This is a genomic window from Bradyrhizobium sp. dw_78 (assembly GCF_018449525.1).
Lineage (GTDB): Bacteria > Pseudomonadota > Alphaproteobacteria > Rhizobiales > Xanthobacteraceae > Bradyrhizobium.
In genome coordinates, this window is the sequence record NZ_JAAVUS010000004.1 from 485,220 (window position 1) to 507,837 (window position 22,618).

The following is a 22,618-nucleotide window of genomic DNA, read 5'->3' on the forward strand; positions in this document are numbered from 1 at the left end:
GCCGGCTTCCCACACATCATGGCGATAGCTCCACCAGACACCCAAAAGATGGCGATCGTTTCCTCGGCCTTCAACCATCTATACGCCAAAATGACGAGGCGCACCCGTCCAAAAATACCGATATAACGCCATGATAAACATCAATAATTTCGCCCGTCGACGCACAGACCGAACCGCGGGGCGATCTCGGCGCCAAAGGTCTTGTCAAGCGCACGACCACACGAACCAGAGCCAGGTTATGGCTTGCAGAATGACGTTGGCGCCGAAAGCGGCCTGGTAAGCGACGAGTGGGTGGCGGGCGGCTTCGAGCGGCCAATAGTCGATGATCACACCGGTCAGGCCTTGCAGGAGGAAGGCCCCCGATGTGGAAGACGTTGAGCGCGGCGTTTGCCCGGCCGGCGAGTTCTTTCGGGAAGTATTCGGCCACGGACGCATAGCTCAGCACGGTGGTGGCGCCGACGGCCGCCACGAAGCACCACAGGATATAGGATGGCAGCGGCCATCGCAGAATAAGTGCAGCCTGCACCGTGATGAATAGCGCCGCGACGGCGGCAAACAGAACCCGCGGATCGACGTTGCGTTTGCGCAGGCGGGTGGCGATCATGCCGAGGAGTAGCGCGCCGAGGCTCAGCGCCACAGCCATCCCAAATGGGTGATCGACGAGCGCAGCGCGGTTGAGCCCTTCGACATCGCTGAACCACGGCGCGGCCCACAGTCCCTGGAGAGACCGTGCGGTTCCGATCATGGTCGCCGACAACGGCGCCAAGCGCCAAAAGCGCGGATCGCTGTAGATCCGTTTCAGGCCGGCGAGAACCTGGCTGTTTCCGATCGAAGGCAATCGTGGTGCTTCCGGAACGAGAAGATAGATAGCCGCGGCCGCAAACAGCGTCGCCCCCGCAAGCCACGCGAACAAACCGCGCCAGCCGATCAAAGCGAGAAGCCATTCCGAGGGTGTCGTTGCGGTGACAGACCCGAGTGCCCCGAGCATGACCATCCAACCGTTGACGAGCGGGACACGGTCTGCCGGAAACCAGAGCACGGTCGCCTTTAGGCCGGCTGTAAGAGCTGCCGCGACGCCAAGGCCGATCATGGCACGACCAAGCACAAGCGAAGCGAAGCCATCTGAAACGGCAAATAGCGCCGCACCGATCGCCGCCACCAGAAGCAGCGAGCCTTGCACACGTCGCGGACCATAGCGGTCGAGCAAAATCCCGATCGGCAGTTGGGCTGCGGCGAATGTGAGGAAATACGAAGACGTGAGCAAACCGAGCGCGCTGGATTCGAGCGCGAATTCGGTCGTCAGCGGCGCGGCGATCAATGCGCTGACGGTCCTGAACAGATAAGACAGATAGTAGCCGGCGGCAAACGGCAGGAAGACCCGCAGAATAAGACCGAGGCCTTGCGCTTGCCCTCCGAGGAAAGGATCGTCGGCTACTGGGACTTGCGCTCCTGGTGGTCGGAGAAGGGGCGGACGCTTGGCAACGTCAGGGCTGCTTGCGCTGGACGGTCGAATGCGGCCGATAGATGGGCGCCTCGTGAAAGGCTCCGTTGCTGCCGCCCTCCCGGACGGCAGCAGGACGTACTGAAGCGCGGCGAATGTCGGTCGTCCCATCACGCAACGCGCCATGGGGCACGCGGTCGTGCCGTATCGACGGGTCGCCGAGCGGAATAACCTCCTCGGATGAGAAGATGTTGGGGTTCGTCGCGACGAGCCGCTCGAGGGTTTCCCGCATGAGCGGCCTGCCGTCGTGGACGCGCCGGCCAATCTGCGCAGCGAATTCGTCAAAACGAGCGACGCCGACAGTGCATGCGGACCGTTGCGCGGCTTCGGGGACCGGCGGAGTCACCGCGAGGTGGAAACGCGCGTGCATCGCAATGGTCTCACCGACGATCTTGAGCTCGTGATCGAGGTGGTCGAGCTGGCGGCGCATCCCGGCAAGCTCCTGCTCAAAGGAGGGAGCCGCGTCCCGCCCCTCGGCCTCGTCGAGAAAGCGGTGCAGCGCGGCAGCCACAAGCCCGGATTTCGTGACACCCAACTGATCGGCGGCAGCGCCGAGCCGTAACGCGAGATCCTCATTGATGTAGACACAGCTTTTTCGCTTCATGACGCGGCTCATTCGATCGCGAAGGCGCAGACCGGGCCTATTTGAGGTGCTGAAATTAGTTCGGGTGACCGCCGAACCGGGACTTGTCGTGGAAGCTCGCTCGGGGAAACGTCGGCGGGGCGATTGGCTTGATGCAAAATCACCACGTTGCTGTCGCTTCGCTCGTCGCCGGTATGGAGCGGCGCCCGAGTTTGCCCGTTCTGTTCGAGGCTCACGCGACTCGTTCCAAGTGCAGGTGTTGTATAGAACCGCCGCCAGCTTCGCCGTTCCACCGCCGCGAGAAAGGTCTCGACCTGGGCATTGAATGCCGCGGGTTCCTCCAAGTTAATCGCGTGGCCGGTATTTGGCGATATAAAGAGACCGGCATTCGGCAGTGTAGCCTTCAGCATCAGATTTGTTTCAAGGCAGGCGACGTCCTCGTCGCCGACCATCAGGAGGACCGGGACTGCCATTTTTGAAAACTCTTCGCGCAATTCGTGCAGAGAAGGCCGCTGCGCCTGGCAACGAATGATCGTGTTCGATAGCCCCGGCCCCGACTGTTCGCGGAGCTGATCGGCGAACTCCTGCCAACGCTTTGGATCCTTGTATTTGAGCTGGATGCGGGTTCCGCTCTTTGCGACCTGTCCTGCCATCGCGGCCGCACCGCGTTCGGCGAACGCGCGCGCCAGGACGGATGTCTCTCTCAGCCACGCGTGACGGTGAGACGGCGACGAGCCCGATCCTGCAGCTGCTGAGACGATCGCGGTGGCACGGTGCGGATATCGCAGCCCGAACTGGAGAGCTCCGTAAGCGCCCATGCTCAGACCAACGATGTGGGCGCGCTGGATATCGAGCGCGTCCATCAAAGCCGCGATATCGCCGACCGAGCGCTCCCAGCCGTAGGCCGCTGCGTCCGTGGGAACGTCGCTCGGCGGGTAACCGCGGGCGTTATAGGCGATACAACGATAGGCACGTGAAAAATAACGGACCTGATCTTCCCATTGGCGGAGGTCCGATCCGAATTCGTGGACAAAGATGACCGCGTATCCGACGCCGTGATCCTCAAAATACAGTTTTGTTCCCGACACATCGACATATGGCATCGCTTTTCCCCGCACCAGAAATGGTATGCCCAACGAAAAACAGGCAAGGCGCCGGGATACAATCCCTTTTGTGCAGCGATCGTGCTATCGCGTATGATAGCGTGCAATGACCGGGGCAACGAACCTATCGGACGCCACCGTCGATTATGATCTGGTCCTACTGCGCTATCGTGCGGCAATCGGCGCGTTTAGACTGATCCTGTACGCTTCGGGACTAGCGCCTCGACGAAAGGTAGCTCAAGCAGTCGGCCGGGCACCAGACATCGTGTTGGGACACTTAGGCACCGGAATTTCTTTGTCGCGCATACGCTCTTAGCAACTCGGGCCTTTGGATGGAGTGGTTCGCTGCTCAGTAAGAATCACTTGTCCATGCCACCATCCTCGGGTTTGATCGTAAACGGGTCCGCTCTGAAGCCGAAAATGGAAGTTCGCCGACTTTCTGTCGCCACTTATCGTGACACCCTTGTCGGAAGCTGCCGCCGCCGACTCTTCCGCGAGTTTAGCTGCGACAATCGTCGCGTCCGTCTCGGATGAAAAAGGCAGGTCATAGGATTTTGACGAGGGTGAAAACGGCTCGTGATAATCGTAGGTTTCGTCAACCCGAAAGCTCCGATCAAATAGTTGCGCGACATCTAGTGCGGACCCCGACTGCGATATCGAACTCACGAAATCGGCCGGCGGCATTTCAAGTAGCGCCCGAGCGTACTGGACGGGTGTGATATAATCGTAATTTGGAAAATCCAAGCCGCCTGCGACGACTGCGACCACGCAGTTGGTACCTTCCAGGACCACGGGCCCCCGCTCATTCCGGGAGCGAGTCCAGCGTTCACCTGTATGGAGTTATGCGGCCCCAGCAAGCCCGTTACTTTTCCGGGACGAGCAGACAGCTCCTGTCGTTGTGGAACGCTAGGAAAACCGTAAGCGACGATCGGTTGCAGGTACGTAAACGCATAGTTCGATAGAATCTTCAGATGAGGCCACGAACTCGCTAACGCCGGTGAGAATCGTAGCAAAGCAATGTCTGCCGAGACCACCGGGCCAGGCGTTGCAAAAAGCTGATGCATTTCAGCGTCAATCGATCCCAAACCGCCTCGAATCTCACGTTGTTTATCCGACGGAATCTGGACCTCCAAAAGATGATTCGCGGTCGCGACCCATCCCTGATCGTTGATCAAGAAGCCCGTGCCGTCCTCGACCGGTACGAACACGTTGCTCTCTCGATAGCCGACCTGAATGTAGACAACGGCCCGCTCCGGTTTATCATCGGCCAGACACCGTTGCGCAGGAAGCCAGGACAGAAGGAGCAGAAGGAGAAATTCGGGGGCCACTCTCATTGCAGGACTCCGTTCGGCTCTTGACGCCTCTACTTGTAGATACCTTTCACGGCTTCGATGTCGCCGGCGCTAAGGTGGTCCCGTTGCCCCAATCTCACGTTCGCAGGTAGCGGCCCCTTCGGAACGATCGTGGGCTTTGAAGGATCACAGGCAAAGGCGTTGGCTTCGTAGTGCATGATCGAATCGAAGTCGTAGACGCCTCGGTCCATATAATCGCTCGTATATTTTTCGAACTGTCCTTCGTACTGTAACGGGATATTCGACATCACGATCTGGACACGCTGATCTCTGTCTTCCCGGTTTTGCTCGTGTCCAAGGCCAATGACATGACCGATTTCGTGCATGATCTGTCCCACGCCACAGCCACGAACCAGACGGACGGACTGGCGTCCGCCCCGTCTTCCGATATGATCTGACAGGCACGCGTTTGCATCCTCGCCCGTCGTAAATGAAACGAAATCTGGATATGTGCTTCGCAGATCAAACGTGCGTTCGGCGAAACGCACGGGAGTGACTTTGGTCCAAGCGGCCATTGCCTGCCGAACCGCAGCAACCGAATCCGGAGTCAGCGCGGGGTCGATTTCAAACGGAATGAGCCCGTTAAGCCACCTGTCGGGTCCGCTTAATACCGATTTGAGCACCTTTCCGAACGGATGCATTCCCGACGAGTCGGTAATGGGAGCACCATCGAAAAGGCGAATAGCTCCTTCCACTCTGGTAGCATCCTTCAACATTCTCGCATCGCCCAAGACAATATCGCCCTCGACGATTGCCAATGTTCCCACTTTCACGAACGAGACGACCTTCTTGGCATTTCCGGTATCGACTACGACGGAGTCCGCCTGTCCACGGGGATATTCCAGCTGTGCAATATTGGTCGCACTGGAATTGGCGCATTCCGCCATCGCCGCGTAAGGCCGATTAATCACAGCGCAGAAAACGACGGCGGCCAACAGGATTTTGCTCATGTGATCGGCCCGATCTACGAAGAACTCTGGTAGCTTCAGCGAGAAGACATCCATTTCATTGGCGACCGAGCAGGATCGCTTGATTGTTGATGATCCTGCTCTGCTCTGAGGGTTGACTGGGTTCGCCAAGAGCCAGTTGAAGAAGATGTGTGCGATTGACCGTGACGGATGCGAGGGTGCCACCGAGCCCCGGCCCCTTCCACTGAAGGAGTGTCCAACTTGGCGAAATCCCGCCACCATAGGCTACGACGAACTCCACCGTATGACCGATTGAATCGAACGGAGGATTGGGACTAGAAGCGGTGGGCGCCGCGGCTGCGAGCTTCTGTGCATAGTCAGCTTCGCCCTCCGCTCGTTTCGAAAACTGAATGGCCGATCGTTTAACACCTTCCGCCTGATCAAAGAGTTTCGTGAGAGCTGTGAGATCATTCTTCTGCTTTGCGCTGTCTGCCGCCGCCTGCGTGGCATTGATGATGGTAAGCGCCGTTTCCGCGCCTTCCTCTTCGTCTTGGTGCAGGACGCATTTCTTTCCGTTTTTGGTGAACTCTTCAAAGGTGGCTTTTGCTCCGCATAGATCTTTTAGTGCTTTATCCCGGACGTCGCGCAAGCTCGATATGCTATTTAACAACGCATCCCGCGTCGCACTGAACTGCTGATTTGTCTCCTTGGTAGCAACAGACTGGAATCTGTTTTTGGTCTCGTTCAACTGCGCAAGGGCCTTTTCGACCGCGGCGAGCGAGGACATCGTTGCCGCCAGACTTGAGGCAGCCAATTTTTCAGCGTCGCTTGTATCGTTTACGTCGCTTTGAATGCTGGCGAGCATTTTATTCGTAACTATCAGTTGGTCCGGGCTCAGCGGCGGCAGATTTGTCTGCGGGGAAAGGCTTACGGCATCGTTCGAGCCGGTTGGCAGAGGAGATGGTTTTGCGATGGTCGCGGGCAAAGACGGCTTTGCCACGGCGCCGGGTGCGGGATGTTGACCGGCATGCAGATCACCATTGATCACCGGATAAAGCGTGGCGTCGATCCACTCCCGCAAGCCCAAATGACCAACCAACCCCATTTGTTGCTCTATCGCACACCGGTCTGGAAGACTGTTCCCCAAGCTCCTGCTCCACTCACTGAGTTCTTTGAGGGAAAAGGAAATGCTAATGACCTCGGCCCGGACGGCCTGCGCGCCGGCGTTGGCGTTCGCTGATAGGGTGAAGAACTGGGCTACGGTTCCCAACGTTGTTCCCGGCACCGACGTTGGCCCGGCCGCGGCGTTAACCGCGCTACGCTGCGTTACCGTGTAAGAGCCGGAGGGCGCGATGCCGCCCTGCTCGTTGGCCTCGAGCGTGAGGTCGGCTTTGATGGTCCAATCGCTCAACCAAAGCAGCTTTCGGCGGACGTCGTCAGGCGGCAATTCTAATTGCCTTTTCCTATCAAAGACCAATTTGTCGCCGAACGCGTACACAAGTTCGCATTTGATGCGGTTCACCACATCGCCGACGAAAATGTCGCTATCCGACGAACCCGTCGCTTGGTCCAAAGCGGGTACCACCGTGCAACCGCTGGCAAACAAGGCAAACGAAATCACTAAAGCAATGCAAGAACAGCGCATTTCCCCCAACCCAAACGCAACACGAGACCTCAATTCTTGGGACTGTATTTGGGTATCGGGAAAAAACAACTGGAAATTGAAGTCAATTCAGCGAACGGCCCGCCCTTTGTCGGCGCAGGCCCTCGCTTATGACGTCGTTGCGACAAAGTACCGATCGAGCGCTAGTTTTGCGCCGAGAGCGCCCCCCTTCTGCAACGGCTTGCGCCGATAGCCGATCAGCAACATCGCCGATCGCAAGTTTCTCTTCGCTAATCTACGATGGGCATCATTGGCTTGTTGCTCATCCGCCAATGATGCCTTTTCTATTCGTCCCCGACGTTCGGTGCATTCGCGCCGATGCTTTGGGGGACGGAGATGGCTGGGACCGAGCGCCACAACGAGACCGCTTCGCGCGGCGCACGGATGTTGCGCACGGCGCTCGGCCCGGCCATCGCCTCGTTTCTTCAGGATGCCTCGATCGTCGAGGTGATGCTCAACCCCGACGGTCGGCTCTGGATCGACCGGCTGAAGGGCGGCCTTGAGGATACCGGCGAGCGACTTTCGCCGGCTGACGGCGAACGCATCGTTCGCCTCGTTGCCCATCACGTCGGGGCCGAGGTGCACCCCTCCTCCCCGCGCGTATCAGCCGAGCTTCCCGAAACCGGCGAACGTTTCGAAGGGCTGATCCCGCCGGTCGTTGCCGCCGCGACCTTTGCGATCCGCAAGCCCGCGGTCGCCGTCTTCACCCTCGACGACTATGTCGCCGCCGGCATCATGCACCCCAGGCAGGCCGACGTGCTGCGTCTCGCCGTGCAGAAGCGCCGCAACGTGCTGGTCGCCGGCGGCACCTCGACCGGCAAGACCACGCTGGTCAACGCGCTGCTCGCCGAGGTCGCCAAGACCTCCGACCGTGTCGTGCTGATCGAGGACACCCGCGAGCTACAATGCGCGGCGCCGAACCTGGTGGCGCTGCGCACCAAGGACGGCGTCGCCTCGCTGTCCGATCTGGTGCGCTCGTCATTGCGGTTACGGCCGGACCGCATCCCGGTCGGCGAGGTGCGCGGCGCCGAAGCGCTCGAATTATTGAAAGCTTGGGCGACGGGTCACCCCGGCGGCGTGGGCACGATCCACGCGGGCTCCGCGCTCGGCGCGCTGCGGCGGCTGGAGCAACTGATTCAGGAGGCGGTGATCACCGTGCCCCGCGCGCTGATCGCCGAGACCATCAACCTCATCGTCGTTCTCGCCGTCCTCGCCACCTCGCCGGTCCATGCGGCCGGCTCAAACATGCCGTGGGAGCAGCCGCTGCAACAGATCCTCGATTCCGTGCAAGGCCCGGTCTCCAAGATCGTCGCGGTGATCATCATCATCACCACGGGCCTCTCGCTCGCCTTCGGCGACACGGCGGGCGGCTTCCGTCGCCTCATCCAGATCGTGTTCGGGCTGTCGATCGCGTTCGCGGCGAGTTCGTTCTTCCTGAGCTTCTTCTCATTCGGCGGCGGGGCGGTGATCTGATGGCCGAGCCCACTGAACCTGTCGCCGGCTTCAGCGCGCCCATGCACCGCTCGCTGAGCGACCCGATCCTGCTCGGCGGCGCGCCGCGCACAGTCGCCATCGCCAACGGCACGCTGGCTGCTGCGATCGCGCTGGGACTGCGGCTGTGGATTCCCGGTGTCAATCGGCTTGCAAATTTGATCCCTCATCGGCGTCCAATTTTGCCCCCTTTGCGCGGCGAGCTTTGCTGGTAGCGCTCGTCTCGTCGGAGCTGGCCGGGATAGCGGAGGCGAGACGAGCGCGGGTGGCGTGATCGTCGTCTCGGCTCTTGAACCGCCAGCTATCGTTGCCGGTCTCGACAATGTCGCAGTGATGGGTCAATCGGTCGAGCAGCGCGGTGGTCATTTTGGCGTCGCCGAACACGCTCGGCCATTCGCCGAAGGCGAGATTGGTGGTTACGATGACGGAGGCGCGCTCATAGAGCCGGCTGACGAGGTGGAAGAGAAGCTGGCCACCCGACTGGGCGAAGGGCAAATAGCCGAGTTCATCCAGCACAATGAAGTCCATCCGTGTCAGATGCTCGGCGAGTCGTCCTTGCCGTCCGTTGCGGGTCTCGGTCTCGAGGCGATTGACGAGATCGACTACGTTGAAGAAGCGGCCGCGGGCACCGGATCGGATGCAGCTTCTGGCGATGGCAATGGCCAGGTGGGTTTTGCCGGTGCCGGTGCCGCCAACCAGCACGACGTTGCGTTGTTGGGCGATGAAGCCGCCGCCAGCGAGATCATTGACGAGAGTCTGATTGATCGGCGTGCCGTCGAACTGGAAGTCGGCGATGTCCTTGGCAAGCGGCAGCTTGGCAATGGTGAGCTGGTATTTGATCGACCTGGCTTGCTTCTCGTTGATCTCGGCGTTGAGCAGGTCGCCGACAATGCGCTGAGGTTCGTGCTGGCGCTTGACGGCAGTTGCCATGATGTCGTCGAAGGCAGCCTTCATGCCGTAGAGCTTGAGTTCGCCCATGAGGTCGAAGATTTGGGTTCGTTCCATCAGATGGTCCTCCGGAGGTTGTCGTAGCGGGCACAATCGGCGATCGGTGCATGACGGAGCGTCAGTGCGGCCGGCGTCATGATGTTGGCCGGTGGGGCGGGTTCACGTTGACGGGCCAAAATATTGAGCACGACATCGGCGGAATGGACGCTGTGACTGAGCGCTTCGGCACAAGCCGCTTCCACCGCGGGCAGACCGTCAGTCAGCACCGCGTTGAGGATGTCGACCATCTGCCGATTGCCATCGTCGGTGCTGGCAAGCTTGCGCCGGATCCGCTCAATCGCGGCCGGCAGCACCCAGTCTTTGAAGGGAGCACCGTTGCGCAAGGCGCCGGGTTTGCGGGCGAGCACTGGCACATAATGCCAGGGGTCGTAGACGGTATCGCCGCGGGCAAAGGATCGCGGGTGCTCGGCAACGATGCGTCCATCCTGACGGATCACGATGCGATCGGCATAGGCTTGAACCTCGACCGGTCGTCCGACTGCGCTGGCTGCGACCGAGTACTTGTTGTTGTCGAAGCGCACCAGGCAGGTCTTCGAGACCGATGCCGTCACCGCATGGAAGCCGTCGAAGCGGCCAGCATAGGGAACGAGTTTGGGGCGTTCAGCTTCGAACGCTTCCCAGATCGTCTGATCGACCAGCTCCGGATGGCGATGAGCCTTGGCGTAAGCGATGCATTTGTCGAGCAGCCAGGCGTTTAACTCGTCGAGATTTTTGAACCGCAGCCGCGGCGTGAAGAAGCGTTCCCTGACCAGCCCGACCTGGTTCTCGACCTGCCCCTTCTCCCAGCCGGACGCTGGCGTGCAGGCGACCGGATCGACCAGATAGTGGCTGCACATCTGCAGGAAGCGGCGATTGTAGAGACGCCCTTTACCGACGAAGATCGTCTCTACGGCGGTCTTCATGTTGTCGTAGATGCCGCGGGTGCAGGTGCCTTTGAACAGGGCGAACGCCCGGTCGTGGGTATCGAACACCATCTCTTGCGTCTCCCGCGGATAGGCCCGCACGAACAGCATGCGGCTGTGACAGAGCCGGACATGGGCGGCCCTCACCATCACCGTGGTGCCGCTCAGCAAGACCACCTCGTGGCTCCAGTCGAACTGGTAGGCTTCGCCCGGCGCAAAACTCAGCGGGACATAAGCGGCCGCGGTCGATTGCCCGCGTTCTTTGCTCCACCGCCTGGCGTAACGCCGCACCGCATCGTAGCCGCCCTCATAGCCGCGGCCGCGCAGCTCTTCGAAGATCCGGATCAGCGTCAGCTGTTCACGAGCGGATTTAGCCACGTTCGCCGCAAGCAGCCCGTCAAGTTCTACTGCCCATCGTCCGAGCTTTGGCCGCGGCTGCACTTGCCGCTCATACTCGAAGGAGGTCTCTCCCGACCTCAGAACCTTCCGGACCGTGTTCCGCGACACATTCAGGTCACGTGCGATCTCCTTGATCGTCTTGCCCTTGATGAAGTGCTCGCGCCGAATCCGCGCAATCGTCTCCACGACCAGCATCCTCCACCACCTGCTTTGTTACGAAGCAGGCAGCGCAACAGACCAACCTGTAGGGGGTCAATTTTGGACGCCGATCCCCCGGCTTAGGGGGGCAATATTGCAGGCCGAATGACAATTATTTTCCGCACCTGACGACAACCAAGCTCATTCAGAAGATATCTTGCGGAGAAATCGTATTGCCGCTCGTGCGGATCGAGATAAGCCAGAAGGCCGCGAGAGGCGTTCATCTTGTGGATCTGGCCGCATATCTCGATAGACGCGTCGAGATCGCCCGGAAAGAAATGATTGGCAAAGCCGACTAGACCAGTCTGGACGACTTCAGACGTGAGAGGCGTCCGGAACCGCCCACATGAATTTCACAACAGGCGTATCAGCCCATTCGATGTGTTGGGAAAACCGCAACCGAACCTTGCTGCGGGACAGGTCCTCACCATCGATGAAGGAGAAATCCACGACGTCCCCGTCTCCATGAACGACATCATAGTCGATCGAGCGAATAATCTCGCTGGAGCAGAGCAGCGCCTGATTGACCATGACGTTGGCGCTATAAACATGAACGCCGTTGATCGTTCCTTGGTATCCTACGCCGCCCCCGCTCGGCATATTTCTGACATGCCATACGTCAAAATCGCTCAGTGGCGCACCCGGCATTCCCATTACAGCCGCCGTAATATCTTGACCACATCCGGAATGAGGGACGATGGCGATCGGTGTGGGGCCAACGCTTGCGGCCTGCTCAATCACCCGGCGCCAAAACGGCTCTGATCCATCGGATACGTCAACTACGAAATCCAGTTTTGCGCGTTGATAGAGCTCCTGCCACAGTGAATCGGCGAACGCCACCTGCGACTGCAGGACGAACATTGACGGCATCTCATCGAAGTCGATACGAGACAACACAGGAACAGTAAAAAGCCCTTTATCCATCGATTGAAATATGTGTTCACTTGGAGGCGCGACTCCGCCCGGCCGGCGATGGATGGAATAGCCTTGAAAGCAGGCGACAGCCGGACCATGAGCCAATGCGGCTTCCGTCATTTGCTGCCGAACGATCTGCATCCGTTGTTCATCCAGCGGCGCGGTTCGCAATCGATTTTTTCTAAGCGTTTGGAAAGCGGAAACGGCGGCAGCAAACATCGCTCGCAGTCGCTCTGCGCCTGCGGGAAAATCGACGTCGGGCTTGAAAACCCGAGCGGCTCTCTCGGAGATCTGCATTGACTCGGGATCGTTGAACAATTTTTCAATCTGCTGAAGCGGCCAGATCAGAGTTTCGACGGTCCTGTCATCCTGGAGAATTGGATCGCCTTTCATGGCATCAACCGGTACGGCGACACCGTCGTCTCCCTGTTCCGGCAGATTCGCCAGCATCGCTCCGACCAGGGCTGGCCGGAGGGTGTCGACGCCTTCGAGTCCAAAAGCGCCGTAGATCCGTCCGGATACCATGCGCGGACTGGCTGGTTCCGTGAGGTGCCGAATCAGGCCATCCAGCGTGGCGCTATAACGGCCTTCGGTGAACCGGGGGGTCAGGGCATACCGGATATAGAATTCGAACAGCAAACGGAACGTGGTCTTCGGCGTCATTTCCGTCAGCGTTGATCCGTCGGACGACCGCAACGTTCGGTTCAATGTCTGAACGGCAGCCCGCGCAGCGGTCTCCGATGGCTGCTGTTTCGTCGCGTACCAATGGAGAGCAACCAGGCCGCTAATGCAGACGACGTCACCATGCAGTTCCCACAGCAAAATGCCGGAGACTGGCCCTGGCTGAATTTCCTCTTGCTGGAATTGGACATGGTGCGCGACGTAGGCCTGCACCGTCGACCAGTCTTGCGATATCAAATCTGGCGTGAAGAAAAACGTGTTCGAGAAGAGATAGGACGATTGTAGGTTGGCGTAGAACGGTTGCGGCCACCGCAAAAGCAAATCCCGCAGTCGATCCGCACCGAGAGCGTCATCATTCCAAACAGAAGCCGCAAAAAAGTATGCAGCATTGTGCAAATGATGTTGCAGAACGGAAAAGCTTGCGCGAAAGGCGCGCCACGATTGATCGGCCGGTCTGGAGGCCGGCCGGCGCTCCAGTCCGTATGACAGGACCAGTGTTTGGAGCGCAGATTCCCAGCCACCCACAAACTCGATCAGCGCCGCCTCATATGCCCTCTTGTCAGATCCACCGAGCGAGGTTGACGCTCCAGCCTCGTCGGTCGCATGACCAATGACCGCACGCTTGGTGATCCAGTCTTCCAGGGCGACAATCTCCTGGATACCGAGATCGAGCAGGCTTTGCAGAACGCGAGATGAGAAATTCGAAGCGTCTTCTGGCACGAGACGCGCAGCGAGCGAACTCATGCGGTCGATAAAATATGTATCGCTGCCGATTTTATCAGCGGCCGCTGTAAAGGCACGTCGATATTGTCTGACCCATTCGGTGTCCGGTCGAGTGAAGAAACCGCCAACCTCCGCCAGATTGAAGGCATTGCCTGCCGCGTCCCTGGTATTTTGGGCAGCCAAGATGAATTGGTGGTATTGGACCGTTTCGGCGAGCGCAGCCCGGAAACCGGTTTCGGCCGATTCCTCAATCTGCTTGACAGCCTTGTCGATGAGTTGCTCCAGGAAATTCTCCGGTGTCGGCATGTCCTGCTCCCGGGAGGGCACACGCCTGAACCGGAGGCACCGCCTGATGACCCATCTCTCAAACGGGGTGAGCGGTGTCGTTCCGCGCCGCAAAACCCACTCCGAGCGCCCCTCATAGATCTCGTCGAAGTTCGCGGCGATTGTGAGCTGCTCGTTCCACGCGGGCTGTCCGACCCGCCGCCGGCCTGGCGGGATCTTTTGGACGCGGCCGCGCCAACGGCGGAGGACCCACCGGAGCGGCTTAAGACGGACGTCGACGAGACGCATCGGACGCGAAAATACGGTTGCTATTTCTGGCGTGGGAGCATCCCCCAATCCCAAGCCATGGCCAAAGCCGATGTTCGGACCTTCGCTTAACGCCTTTTCGCCGAACATTCGCCGAGGGGCGTTATAGAGCAGAGCCCGCATCATCCGCTTCTCGACATCGCGCGGAATGACCTCGTTGGCGCAATAGCGTTCCCGCAATCGCTCTCGGGTGTTGGGCTCAACGAAACGCAGCGTTGTCGTTATGAATTGGAGAAAGAGAAAGAGATTGAACGTGAACCACAACGCGTGCAGAGACGCCAAGGCGAGCTTGAATGTGTAATCGCGACCGCCCAGGCCCAAGACGTGGAGGATATGCTGCGAGGGCCAAAACAACTGCAACGTCAGCACTACCAACAAGGCGACGCCGCTGATCGCGAGCTCGTATGAATAAGATTCGACATAGTAGAGACGGATATCGGTATTGACGGAGGAGCCGTCATTTCTCTCAGAGAGAAGCGTCACGACACCGACGGCCACTGAAACGATGGCCAGAATGCCGATCTGTGCCGCGATCAGGTAGCTGCCGATGTCTTTGAGAAAATCCCTTGGCGCCTGTCCGATATATCCGGGAAGCCGCGACGGGATATACTGATTTCCGGCCCATTCGAGGAGCAGCGCGCCCACCAAGACGATAACGTAGAACGCAAGAAACTGGGTGATTGACCGATTGCTGACCAGGTGACCCATCCAGCGACGAGGCGCGGAGTAGCGCGCTAGGCGCAAGGCGCGATTGTCGTGGGAGAGGTTGCGGAGGTCATATGCGACTTGCTTTCTGAGGCTCCCGAGAATTCCGCGCCCCAACGTCTCTCCCATCATCGTCCTCGATCGGTTATTCTTGCGGCATAACTGCGTCCATCGCACTGGCTCAGTCGGCGCTGATGAACGTTGCCGCCGACTGAGCGGTGGCAGGCAAAATCCAGAATCGGTTTTGGGATGGCACTTGATACAGCGGTAACAACCCGCTGTACGGCAGGATTGATGTCGCCTACTCGCCCCCAGGTAGATGACAGTTGAGCCGGCCTGCGTCCCGAAGCAAGTCCCCTCGGAATGGCAGGCACTCCCACCCTTGGTGGTTGCCGAATGCAAGAGAACGAGATATAGAACAAACAGAGAACCCAGGCATGACCCAGCCGTGCCCTTCGAAATATCATCTGTTGGTATCTATGCGGGCGTACCCGTCAGGTCGGGCCGAATCACTGGGAGTTATGCTATTCGAGTGCCTTTCCGACACACCGATGACCAGCCTTTCCGACACACCGATGACCATTTGAGATGGGGCGCGAGCGCAACACCCCAGAGGCGCGAGACTGGTGTGTGTCTTGGGGGATGAGATGAGCCAACCGTCGCCGAGCTCAAGCGATGCTGGGTCGGCGTCGGGCAGCTTACGGATTTCTTCGTCCGGCAGATTGCGCTCCCTTCTGATGGGCGGCCATGAGCCGGTCTTGTTGCTCGGCGCTGGCACATCGATCACATCCGGCATTCCGGCGGCCGACAAGACCGTCGAGCGAGTCGCCAGATGGGCATGGTGCAAGGAGAACGGTCGGCATCCGAGCGACATGTCGATCAGGCGTTCCGACTATTGGCCATGGCTGACGGCGCAACCGTGGTACAAGTCGAATGTGGACTCCGCCGAGCTTTACCCCGACGCGATCGACAATCTTCTGGGCGTAAAGAGTGATCGCCGGGAATTTTTCGAACAGCTCATCAATCCTTCTGAGATCCCGCCCTCGCGCGGCTATGTCGCGCTCACGCAAATTCTCCACCAGGGCTGGATCTCAACCGTGCTCACGACGAACTTCGACCAGTGCCTCGAACGGGCGGCGATTCAGCACAACCGCCCCCACCGGCTGGTCAGCATCAGCACGCCGGCGGACTACATTATGTTCAGCTCGGTACCGCAAGATCCGCAACTGATATTCCTGCACGGCTCGGTCAAACACTACACCGACAAGAACCTCACCGATGAAGTCCAGTCCCTCGACGGGCAACTCGTCGATCGGTTGAAGCCGCTGCTTCGCGACCACCCGATCATCGTCATCGGTTACCGGGGCGCCGAAGCCTCCGTGATGAACGATCTGTTTCTGGCGCAGGCTGGCTCGGGCGGCTTTTTGCATGGTGTCTACTGGTGTGTCCTGGACAACAATGTCGGCGGCCCCTTCCCCTTGCACGTCACCAAGCTCGCGAACCAGATTGGCTCGAACTTCCAACTCGTACCGATCAAGGGGTTCGACGACCTGCTTGAAAAGGACCTGCTCGCCAGCATGACCGCCGCGGGCGCTCGCCCGACGCGGCGGCCCTCCGGCCATAGTGTCGCGGGCATGCCCGCGGATATGCGGCCGCTCGAGGGGTTCGATGTGTCCGGCTTCGAACAGTCTCTCCTTCAAGCGCGGCTGTCTCAATACGCCGAAAAGACCGATCTGTGGCGCCCGGGGCAGATCGATGCCGGGTGGATCGAGGAAATGACAGACCGATTGGACTTGGTGCGGCCAATCGGAGCGACGAAAGCCCCGACCCTTGCCGGATGGTTGCTCTTTGCACGCAATCCGTCGAATGAGTTTAAGCAAGCGCGTGTCGAATTCCGCGCGTCGGGACCCGGGAGCTGGCTCCAGAGCCGCTTTGGAAACGATGCTGAGCTCGAGTCTGGTGGGCAAGAAGGCGATTTTGTCGTCCGTCGCACCATTACCGGCAATCTCTGGAGCCAACTGGACACACTTATCGACCTCTTGGCGTTGGTGAATTTCCAATTTCGGCTGAAGGCCGAAGTGTCGCGGACGGTCAGCGCTTACAATGCCATCGCCATCAAGGAGATGATCGTCAATGCGATTGTCCACCGCGACTATGATCGGGACGAAGCCATTCAAGTCGAGGTCCAGCCGAGATCGATTACGGTCATAAGCCCAGGAGGACTGATCGCAGAGATTGCCGCACAGGTGGGCGACCAGCCATTTCAAGAGGCCATCGCCGGCCGGAGAAGTCCGATCAAAGGTTATCGCAATCCCGCCATTTCGGATCTGTTCTACGGAGGCGGACAGATGGATCGGCGCGGGTCCGGTTTGTCGGACATGGTCCTGGCCACGGTAAATAACAACGGCTCGGTGGCATTTGGCCCGTCAGAGGATAACCGACAATTTATTGTCACCATCGAAGCTCGGCCGGAGGCGGTTGACGAGATCACCAACACGGCGTTGCCCGTTGCCGAGGAGACGGTCCGCTTTTCGACGAACTTGATTTCGATCACGTCGATGCCCGACAAGGTTTGGCATTCGGGCACCAGCGCGAGTTCGAACGCGAGCTTCTATCGGAGCGTAAGGGACTTGGCTGTCCCGCCCGGGCATGTCAACGATGGACGCTTCTACACGTTCTACAATCTTGATCAGCTTGCCGACGCGTTGGTCTCGCCGTTTGATGCGGGCGACATCGAGACCATGAGCTTCTCGGAACTTATTGCATTGCCGGGAGGCGAAGCGACTGCCTTGAAGCTACTGCACGAGTTGGTGTTCGAACACTTGAAAACCAAGGGACTTCAGATCGAATTTGATCGGCGCCGCGCGTATTTTGGGCGCGGTGACGAACCGGAGTTGAAGGTGAGTTATCGGGGCCGTCTGCGAAAGGCTACGCGCACAGTCGTGAAAGCCCGGACCAGGCGAGATTCGGACGACATCGTCTACTATGAGCACAAGGCGTTCAGTTTCTCGGTGATGCGCTTTGCAGATGATTGGGCGTTGGTGATTTCACCAGGCTATGCGTTCACTCGTGACGGGCTTCGCAAGCCGATCAACCGGGAACGCACCAATATTCTTTCGACACGTCGAGCGGCGCGCGACTTCAACCCCACAGTTTTACAGGACGTCTCGTTCTGGCTGGCCGTCCTGTCGGGTGAGTCGGATGGACTCTTTGCGCTTGAGCATCGGTCGGATAACGATCTGGCGCGCTTTGCACCAACAGTCCTGCTTTCGCCGCGCCCGCCGACGATTTCTTTCAACGTGTCGGCCTTCGACGAAATATCGCAGCGTGACCAGGAGATAGACGAAGACTTGTTGAAGCTGGACGCAGAGCTCGAGGAGCTCGCGCTGGAACCGGAAGAAGACGAGACGAACGACGAGCCCCTCGACACTGACGGGGCGGACGATGGCGATTGATCTTTCGATCACCGAGTTGCAGCCACCACGCCTGCAGTTTGGAGGGGCCGCCGCACATAGCGATCCCAAGGCTGGGCTGGTAGCGGCCGGTCCGTTTGATCTGCGTTTTGGTTCCGCACGAAAGGATCATGTCCATGTCGGCATCATCGGCCCCGCGGAACAAGTGGCCGCGGCGAGAAGATGGCTCGAACGTTGCAGCGGCGAAATTCCCGAACTCGGCGAAGCAAGTCTGCTCAGGAAGCCATTTCCCGGTTTCCCCGATGCGTTTCACAAGGCGCTGATTGCCCCCGAACAATCGTCAATTGCGCTTTCGTCTGACATAAACGACGACCTTGAGCATGCCCTGCAAGGTGACGCTTACAGCGCTTTCCAACGCGTGGTCGATCTTTATGCTGATGCTCACGCGCGCCTCGCCGCGCGCGACCTAAACCGGCCCGATATTGTCTTGATGTGCATTCCAGAGAATGTTTTTGACAAGGTTGGTGCGGTCGAGCGCAAGGCGACCGAGGATGAGCGCAAACGAGCGAAGGTGATCGAGCGCGCGAGGACCAATAGCCAACTCGATCTTTTTGATCTGTTCGATGAGGTCGAGCAGACCACCGAGGACTTTCTGAAACGTGATCTGCGTCATGCGCTGAAGGCGCGGGCACTGAGGAACCGATTGCCGATCCAATTGGTGACTGATGCGCTGCTCGATGACTCCGCTCGCAACCAGGATCCGGCTACGCGCGCATGGAATTTCTCCGTGGGCCTTTATTACAAAGCCGGCGGCGTGCCTTGGCGGCTGCCTCCGACCGGTCCCGATACCTGTTTTGTGGGAATCAGCTTCCACCATTTCCGAACGACACAACGGGCGATCGTGCGTTCGAGTTTGGCGCAGGCATTTTCCAGCGATGGTGAAGGCTTCGCCATCAGGGGACAAGGCGTGCCGGTCGAGCCCGATCAGGGCCGAAATGTCCACCTGTCCGAAGAGCAGGCTTTTGATCTGGCGAAGGACGTTCTAGCCGAGTACGAGCTGCGGACTGGTGGAGCTCCTCTCCGCGTGGTGCTGCACAAGACTTCGTATTTCGATCAAGCCGAGCGGGCCGGTTTCGAGGCTGCGCTGAAGGACATCCCGATCGTCTCGATGGTCACGCTCGTACCTAGCCTCTTCCGCCTGCTCCGATATGGCGCATATCCACCGAAGGTTGGCACGGTTTGCGCGATCAACGATGCCCGCAGCTTCCTGTTTACATCTGGCTTCATGCCCGAACTGGGCACCTATCCCGGTCCCCATGTTCCACAACCGTTCGAAGTCCGTTGCTTAGGTCCTGAAGGCCCTATTGTTGCGGCCCAGGATGTACTCAACCTCACCCGCATGAACTGGAACACGGCGGACATCCGTGGGAAATGGCCGGTATCTCTATCGTTCGCAAGGCGAGTGGGTGGAATACTCGATGAGTACGGCGACGATGACCCTGTCGAGACTTCATTTCGCTATTTCGTGTAGTCGTGGGTTGTGCCGTCCTCCCGGTTCGACCGGGTCCGAACCCGCAACACAAGTTGACGATTAATTGCCCTCACGGCCATAGCGCCGAATAGAGCGCGGAACACACACTCCGATGCGGCTCCTCAAGATATAACTCGATGCTGTCGGGGCGGAGCACCAGTGCCGCAGTCTTCGAAATCTGCAAAGTCGACTCGGCGTATTTCGCGAGAATGAGACAGAGTGCATGCACTTCAAGAAAGAAATGGTACGACGCTCTGAAGCCTTCCGCACTGTAGATCGGTCCGGTACTGTTCCACATCTCGGCATTGGTAGCATCGCCTCGGGCGTGGCTATATCGACATAACCTTCGATACAACGTACGCGCCCATGCCGTTCTATTAGACGGTTCGTTTGCAAGAAAAAGGCCAGCGCCACATCGTTGCAGAACCTGGGTGTCCTGGCTCCTGACATTCGGCAAAGTGAGAATTTGATCGCAGATGTTACCGAAGCGAAGCTCTTCCCCCTCCATCCAACGCCGCCACTTGTCCTCATCCGCGGTCAACGAACAATGCGTCGCCAGCATTATCGTCTCCAGCGCGCTTCGGAGTGCAGAAATCGACTCTTTGTAAAATCCGTGCATTTGATTGAATGTTGACGAATAGAAAGCGTCGGAAACATCGAGCATTGCAGACGCCATGATGCCTGGTTCCGGCAATATTTGAATCCAGTCGCTGACGATTTCGCTCAGTAGCGATATGCGCGATCCCTGGAAACTGGTAGTTCGGATTGCGACGTCGTCGGGCAACGTCATGATATGGCACCAAGCCTGCTCCTCGATCAGATCCGACGGAGGTGGGTCAGGTTGGCCGTCAGTCAGTGCAAAATCGTCGGGCTCCAGCACTCGGCGCACGGCGCGGAAGTCGTCCAGTTCGAGATTTTTAACCAACGACTTCCCCTCCCGATGAGCCCATCGCGCGTCGGCTCCCTTCAGTCTAAGAACTCCGCGGCCGCGTGCCGTACATCTAGATATAGAAAAGCAAGCTGTGTATGACGGACTCATACATGGTTCTGAACTCCGCCAACTCTTCCCGATCGAACGCCGAGGGATCGTAGTTTTGCCGCAACGCGACAGCCGGGTGAATCAGGTTACGAAATCTCCTGATTTTATCGACCAGGTCTCTCGCAATATGCTTGGGTCGCTGGTCGTCCTCGCGGGCGTGCGACGGCTCGTTGATCGGAGCACTTAAAACATCGATCTCATTGCAGGCCTCAAGAAGTTCAGCCATATTGACTCGGTCTGGAATCTCCAGCTCGCCGCCGTTTTCTTCACCGAATTCGACGAGCAGATAGGCGAGGACGGCTGTTTCAAGAGCGAAAGATAGCGCGATGGCGGCCATGAAGTATTGACCGGCCTGCTCGAGCTCATGAGCCCTATCCTGGTAAAATCCCAGCAGCTTGGTGGCGGCATCACCGTGATGGGTGCCGGTGAGAATACCCATGTCTTATTCTTCCGCAGACTCGGTCGGTAATGATCAAAGCCGGAAATGCCCTATCCCGCAAAAGTATTTCATAGCAGGGGGTGCAATACAGCGCCATGCGCAAAGTTGTTGACCGGAATTATCTACAGTCGCCAAAGCTTCGGGACTATCTCGCCGCGTCACGGTGGAACCGCGTCGTCTTAACGGACTACGCTGCTATGGAAGCTTTCAAAGGCGACGCTCTGACAAACATCGTCAGCGCAACAGAGATTCTCTGCGAATTTCCAAGGCAAGTTATTATCCTCAAGAGTACCAGCATTGTCGCTCAGCTTAAGGGGCGTCGTTGCGGATTTACGCGACGGATGATCGATCGAGATCAGACAGCGGGCTTTTCGGAGTGGTGCGAGCACCTCGCGCGCGCCAAAGCAGGTGACAGAGCCTTGCAACGTCAACTCATTGCAAATGGTAACGAGGCTGATGTGCATCTCGAGCGGATGAGAGATGATCAACATCACTACGCAGAGAACCTAGACGCGATGGCCAAAAACTTCAGTGAAGCTGAGCTTAAGGCTTTGCGGAAGCATGAGCCAATGTCCAATGATATACTCGATAAGATACAGACTCATATTCCTGAGATGGCGGCGTTCCTGTTCGAAGCCTCTCCGAATTTCGCCGGGCTGCCGCTTGCTCGAGAACTGCCCTATACGTTCATCTTTCGCTACGCGTTGGCTGGATATCTAGTCGCATTGGGATGGATGTCGGTGGGGGGCGCAAAAAATGTAAAGCCGGAGAAGATTCGAAATGATATTGTAGATGCCACGTATGCGGCCTACGCAACGTATTTCCAGGGCCTTCTGTCGTTTGACGGTAAAGCCGGTGAGATCTATCGAGACGCTAAGTTCTTGACGGCTCTTTTTCTAGAAACACCCCCGCCGCCCACTCGCGTTCTTCCCTAGTGGATCTGACTCCCACTCGGTGCTTCACGGACGGCCCCCGCAAGACCTCCTGCCATCCCGGCAATAGAGCAGATAGTGCTTATAGCGTAGGTCGCGGGACCTGGAGAAGCGCGGTATCGCGCAGCTTAGCGTAGTACGCGATTCGACGACGGAATACTCTGATGCACGCTAAACTACGCTGACTTGCGCGAACATACGAAAAAAAATTCAGCTGTACGGCAATCGGTACTGCACGACGATTCTGACTAGCACTAAGTGCTGAGATCACTTCATTATTTTCGGGAGTCCGTCCAGTCCGCCATCGGGGCGACGGAAAAGCGGCGATCTAAGCCATTCATTTCATTTATCTTTTTCTTTGTCAGCCTGCCCAATGTCCTATTGAAGGGACTGAGGAACTTTGCCGGCGGATTATAATCGTAAACCGCCTCGTTTACGATTTTGTTGGCGCAAAGTGGCCGCCTTCCAGCCCATTTTTACTTGTGAGTACACACATAGCGGACGCGATGTTTTACGCTTGGCCTCCGCTCCGGCTCCTTGC

General features: G+C 58.5%; 14 protein-coding genes and 3 pseudogenes. 6 read left to right on the forward strand and 11 right to left on the reverse strand.

Annotated elements, in window-relative coordinates:
• Nucleotides 1–70: 70 nt before the first annotated feature.
• From HB630_RS14240 to HB630_RS14260, 6 genes are all read right to left on the reverse strand, one after another.
• Nucleotides 71–1,318: an MFS transporter gene (locus HB630_RS14240; RefSeq protein ID WP_249780847.1), complete on the reverse strand. Its 1,248-nt coding sequence runs from the start codon at nt 1,316–1,318 to the stop codon at nt 71–73.
• Between the two features lie 166 nt (nt 1,319–1,484).
• Nucleotides 1,485–2,105, reverse strand: a complete 621-nt coding sequence (locus HB630_RS28375) for a hypothetical protein (RefSeq protein WP_249780848.1) — start codon at nt 2,103–2,105, stop codon at nt 1,485–1,487.
• A gap of 8 nt (nt 2,106–2,113) precedes the next feature.
• Nucleotides 2,114–3,187 carry an alpha/beta hydrolase gene (locus HB630_RS14245; protein WP_213772868.1) on the reverse strand — a complete coding sequence of 358 codons (1,074 nt, stop codon included), beginning with the start codon at nt 3,185–3,187 and terminating at the stop codon, nt 2,114–2,116.
• A gap of 662 nt (nt 3,188–3,849) precedes the next feature.
• On the reverse strand, nt 3,850–4,521 hold the full coding sequence (locus HB630_RS14250) for a serine protease (protein WP_213772869.1): 672 nt from the start codon (nt 4,519–4,521) through the stop codon (nt 3,850–3,852).
• Between the two features lie 29 nt (nt 4,522–4,550).
• Complete coding sequence (locus tag HB630_RS14255) at nt 4,551–5,543, reverse strand: M12 family metallopeptidase (protein ID WP_213772870.1); 993 nt, start codon at nt 5,541–5,543, stop codon at nt 4,551–4,553.
• Between the two features lies 1 nt (nt 5,544).
• Nucleotides 5,545–7,068, reverse strand: a complete 1,524-nt coding sequence (locus HB630_RS14260; protein WP_213772871.1) for a hypothetical protein — start codon at nt 7,066–7,068, stop codon at nt 5,545–5,547.
• A gap of 378 nt (nt 7,069–7,446) precedes the next feature.
• On the opposite strand from HB630_RS14260, the gene trbB reads away from it, so the two are divergent.
• Nucleotides 7,447–8,583: a P-type conjugative transfer ATPase TrbB gene (gene trbB / locus HB630_RS14265; RefSeq protein ID WP_213772872.1), complete on the forward strand. Its 1,137-nt coding sequence runs from the start codon at nt 7,447–7,449 to the stop codon at nt 8,581–8,583.
• Nucleotides 8,583–8,744, forward strand: a pseudogene (locus HB630_RS28380) (conjugal transfer protein); the annotation flags it as partial. The gene trbB and the pseudogene HB630_RS28380, both read left to right, overlap by 1 nt.
• On the opposite strand, the gene istB reads toward HB630_RS28380, so the two are convergent.
• A complete protein-coding gene (gene istB / locus HB630_RS14270) occupies nt 8,743–9,606 on the reverse strand; it encodes an IS21-like element helper ATPase IstB (protein ID WP_213772873.1) in 864 nt (287 codons plus the stop codon). The pseudogene HB630_RS28380 and the gene istB overlap by 2 nt on opposite strands.
• An 8-nt stretch (nt 9,607–9,614) precedes the next feature.
• Nucleotides 9,615–11,105 (reverse strand): annotated as a pseudogene (gene istA, locus HB630_RS14275) (IS21 family transposase); the annotation flags it as partial.
• Between the two features lie 122 nt (nt 11,106–11,227).
• On the opposite strand from istA, the pseudogene HB630_RS14280 reads away from it, so the two are divergent.
• A pseudogene (locus HB630_RS14280) lies at nt 11,228–11,407 on the forward strand (pyocin activator PrtN family protein); the annotation flags it as partial.
• A gap of 16 nt (nt 11,408–11,423) precedes the next feature.
• Here the strand turns inward: HB630_RS14280 and HB630_RS14285 are convergent.
• Nucleotides 11,424–14,852: a hypothetical protein gene (locus HB630_RS14285; protein WP_213772875.1), complete on the reverse strand. Its 3,429-nt coding sequence runs from the start codon at nt 14,850–14,852 to the stop codon at nt 11,424–11,426.
• A 518-nt stretch (nt 14,853–15,370) separates the two neighbouring features.
• On the opposite strand from HB630_RS14285, the gene HB630_RS14290 reads away from it, so the two are divergent.
• Together HB630_RS14290 and HB630_RS14295 are read left to right on the forward strand one after the other, a co-directional pair.
• Nucleotides 15,371–18,178 carry an SIR2 family protein gene (locus HB630_RS14290; RefSeq protein ID WP_213772876.1) on the forward strand — a complete coding sequence of 936 codons (2,808 nt, stop codon included), beginning with the start codon at nt 15,371–15,373 and terminating at the stop codon, nt 18,176–18,178.
• On the forward strand, nt 18,168–19,667 hold the full coding sequence (locus HB630_RS14295) for a hypothetical protein (RefSeq protein ID WP_213772877.1): 1,500 nt from the start codon (nt 18,168–18,170) through the stop codon (nt 19,665–19,667). The genes HB630_RS14290 and HB630_RS14295 overlap by 11 nt, the downstream gene beginning before the upstream one ends.
• Nucleotides 19,668–19,737: 70 nt before the next feature.
• On the opposite strand, the gene HB630_RS14300 is transcribed toward HB630_RS14295, so the two are convergent.
• Nucleotides 19,738–20,592 (reverse strand): hypothetical protein, encoded by an 855-nt coding sequence (locus HB630_RS14300; protein WP_213772878.1) that lies wholly within the window; start codon nt 20,590–20,592, stop codon nt 19,738–19,740.
• A gap of 76 nt (nt 20,593–20,668) precedes the next feature.
• A complete protein-coding gene (locus HB630_RS14305) occupies nt 20,669–21,145 on the reverse strand; it encodes a hypothetical protein (RefSeq protein WP_213772879.1) in 477 nt (158 codons plus the stop codon).
• A 95-nt stretch (nt 21,146–21,240) separates the two neighbouring features.
• Here HB630_RS14305 and HB630_RS14310 point away from each other — a divergent pair, with 95 nt between their 5' ends.
• Nucleotides 21,241–22,080 (forward strand): hypothetical protein, encoded by an 840-nt coding sequence (locus tag HB630_RS14310; protein ID WP_213772880.1) that lies wholly within the window; start codon nt 21,241–21,243, stop codon nt 22,078–22,080.
• The last annotated feature ends 538 nt before the right edge of the window (nt 22,081–22,618 follow it).